The organism is Streptomyces sp. P5F9 (assembly GCF_057961495.1).
The window spans coordinates 1-3,113 of the sequence record NZ_JBXVPZ010000731.1; the positions used below are offsets into that span (position 1 = coordinate 1).

Consider the following 3,113-nt stretch of genomic DNA (forward strand, 5'->3'; position numbering starts at 1 on the left):
GTGTGGGGGCTGACCGGGGTCGGGGGCTGGCCTCGGACGAGTCGGGCTCCGGGTGGTGATGTGGCGGTGGAGCGGGAGGACCAGTTGTTCGTGACCGCGGACGGCACACCCTGGGTGCGGACGGACCCGGCTCCGGAGGTGGCGGACGACGACATCCGGTGGCATCGGGCGCCGCGCGCGGTCTTCGCGCAGTTGGATCGGGCGGGGATGCTCGGCGGAACCGGCGCCGAGGGCAAGGCAGTTGGTGGTCGGCCTGAATCTGCGGGGCTTACCGAGCCTGTCTGGTGGGCGGCGGCGGGTGCGGCCGTCGGGATCGGCGGCACGCTGCTGATACGCCGCGCGGCGGCCCGGCGTGAGGCCGGACCGCCGCGCGAGGAACCACGACAGGAACTCATCGATCTGTGAGAGTCGCCGGTCTTTGACAACTCAAAAGAGTGAGCGTGGGTCAGCCGAGGTCGATCTCCGGGTACAGCGGGAAGCCGGCGACGAGGTCCGTGGCGCGGCGGGAGATCTCGTCCGCGATCTTCGGGTCGAGGATGTGCTGGGCCTTGGAGGGCGCGCCCTTGCTGGTGGTGCCGGGTTCCGTGGTGGTCAGGACGCGGTCGATGAGGCCGGCGACCTCGTCCATCTCGGCGGTGCCCAGACCGCGGGTGGTGAGGGCGGGGGTGCCGATGCGGATGCCGGAGGTGTACCAGGCGCCGTTGGGGTCGGCGGGGATGGCGTTGCGGTTGGTGACGATGCCCGAGTCGAGCAGGGCGGCCTCGGCCTGGCGGCCGGTGAGGCCGTAGGAGGAGGCGACGTCGATCAGGTTGAGGTGGTTGTCGGTGCCGCCGGTGACGAGGGTGGCGCCCCGGCGCATCAGACCGTCCGCCAGCGCGCGGGAGTTGTCGACGATGCGCTGGGCGTAGTCCTGGAAGGAGGGCTGCCTGGCCTCGGCGAGGGCGACGGCCTTGGCGGCCATGACGTGCGGGAGCGGGCCGCCGAGGACCATCGGGCAGCCGCGGTCGACCTGGTCCTTGAGGGAGTCGTCGCACAGGACCATGCCGCCGCGCGGGCCGCGCAGCGACTTGTGGGTGGTGGTGGTGACGATCTGGGCGTGCGGGACCGGGTCGAAGTCGCCGGTCAGCACCTTGCCCGCGACCAGACCGGCGAAGTGCGCCATGTCGACCATCAGGGTCGCCCCGACCTCGTCGGCGATCTCGCGCATGATGCGGAAGTTCACCAGGCGCGGGTAGGCGGAGTAGCCGCCGACGATGATCAGCGGCTTGAACTCACGGGCGGAGGCACGCAGGGCCTCGTAGTCGATGAGGCCTGTGACGGGGTCGGTGCCGTAGGAGCGCTGGTCGAACATCTTGCCGGAGATGTTGGGGCGGAAGCCGTGGGTGAGGTGGCCGCCGGCGTCCAGGGACATGCCAAGCATGCGCTGGTTGCCGAAGGCCTGGCGGAGTTCGGCCCAGTCGGCGTCGGAGAGGTCGTTGACCTGGCGGACGCCCGCCTTCGCGAGGGCCGGGACCTCGACGCGGTCGGCGAGGATCGACCAGAAGGCGACGAGGTTGGCGTCGATGCCGGAGTGCGGCTGGACGTAGGCGTGGCGGGCGCCGAAGAGTTCGCGCGCGTGCTCGGCGGCGAGGGACTCGACGGTGTCGACGTTGCGGCAGCCGGCGTAGAAGCGGCGGCCGATGGTGCCTTCGGCGTACTTGTCGCTGAACCAGTTGCCCATGGCCAGGAGGGTGGCCGGGGAGGCGTAGTTCTCGGAGGCGATCAGCTTGAGCATCTCGCGCTGGTCGGCGACTTCCTGGCCGATGGCGTCGGCGACACGCGGCTCGACGGCACGGATCACATCGAGGGCGGCGCGGAAGGCGGTGGACTCGTTGGAGAGGGGCGCGGAATTATCGGGCATGGGGACCTCCGGACGTGGCGTTCGGCGTTCTCGGTACGGCCCAGGCGCACGGCACACATTCCAGCTCGGGCCGCTCCCCGATGGTCGGTCCCATCCCAGCGCGCCAGTCACGGCCCGCCGGTCAGCCTACCGGGCGTGCCGGACGGTGCGGCTCCTGCGTCCACCATGCGGGCGACGATAGGAAAGGGGCACCCTCACCCCCGGGAGACGCCGTGACCAGTACGGAAGCACTCATCGCCGCCGCCGACGCGCACACCGCGCGCAACTACCACCCGCTGCCGTTGGTCGTCGCCACCGCCGACGGTGCGTGGATGACGGACGTGGAGGGGCGACGTTATCTCGATCTGCTGGCCGGTTATTCGGCGCTCAATTTCGGGCACGGCAATCCGCGGCTGATCGCGGCGGCGAAGGCGCAGTTGGAGCGGGTGACGCTGACGTCGAGGGCGTTCCACCACGACCGGTTCGGCGCGTTCTGCGAGCAGTTGGCCGAGCTGTGCGGCATGGAGCTGGTGCTGCCGATGAACACGGGCGCGGAGGCGGTGGAGACCGCGCTGAAGACGGCTAGGAAGTGGGGCTACCGGGTCAAGGGCGTGCCCGAAGGGCGGGCGAAGATCGTCGTGGCGGGCAACAACTTCCACGGCCGTACGACGACGATCGTCAGTTTCTCGACCGACCCGGAGGCGCGGGCGGACTTCGGGCCGTACACGCCGGGCTTCGAGATCGTGCCGTACGGGGATCTCACCGCGATGCGGGCGGCGGTGAGTGAGAACACGGTGGCCGTGCTGTTGGAGCCGATCCAGGGCGAGGCGGGGGTGCTGGTGCCGCCGGCCGGATATCTGGCGGGGGTACGGGAGTTGACGCGGGAGCGGAACGTACTCTTCGTCGCCGACGAGATCCAGTCGGGGCTCGGGCGGACGGGGCGGACGTTCGCGTGCGAGCACGAGGGGGTGGTGCCCGACATGTATGTGCTCGGGAAGGCGCTGGGCGGTGGGGTGGTGCCGGTGTCGGCGGTGGTGTCGAGTGCGGAGGTGCTGGGCGTGTTCCGGCCCGGGGAGCACGGGTCGACGTTCGGCGGGAATCCGCTGGCGTGTGCGGTGGCGCTGGAGGTGATCGCGATGCTGCGGACGGGCGAGTACCAGGCGCGGGCCGCGGAGCTCGGGGAGCATCTGCACCGGGAATTGCGGCAGTTGACCGGTACCGGCCGGGTGACGGC

Annotated in this window: 2 protein-coding genes, 1 pseudogene and 1 riboswitch; of the genes and pseudogenes, 2 read left to right on the forward strand and 1 reads right to left on the reverse strand. The window is 70.8% G+C overall.

What is annotated here, in order from left to right:
* Positions 1–405 (forward strand): annotated as a pseudogene (locus tag AC31A1_RS49185) (hypothetical protein); the annotation flags it as partial.
* Positions 406–445: 40 nt separating this feature from the next.
* On the opposite strand, the gene AC31A1_RS49190 reads toward AC31A1_RS49185, so the two are convergent.
* Entirely contained in the window at positions 446–1,900 is a 1,455-nt protein-coding gene (locus AC31A1_RS49190) for a glycine hydroxymethyltransferase (RefSeq protein ID WP_489659557.1), read from the reverse strand.
* Positions 1,901–1,931: 31 nt separating this feature from the next.
* Positions 1,932–2,021: riboswitch (ZMP/ZTP riboswitch) on the reverse strand.
* A gap of 91 nt (positions 2,022–2,112) precedes the next feature.
* Between AC31A1_RS49190 and rocD the strand changes: the two genes are divergently transcribed.
* On the forward strand, positions 2,113–3,113 hold a 1,001-nt coding region (gene rocD, locus AC31A1_RS49195; RefSeq protein WP_489659558.1), incomplete at its 3' end, for an ornithine--oxo-acid transaminase.

Bases quoted from the DNA above. Each gene is read 5' to 3' on its own strand.
- AC31A1_RS49190 (WP_489659557.1), bottom strand. From the start codon at position 1,900: ATGCCCGATAATTCCGCGCCCCTCTCCAACGAGTCCACCGCCTTCCGC.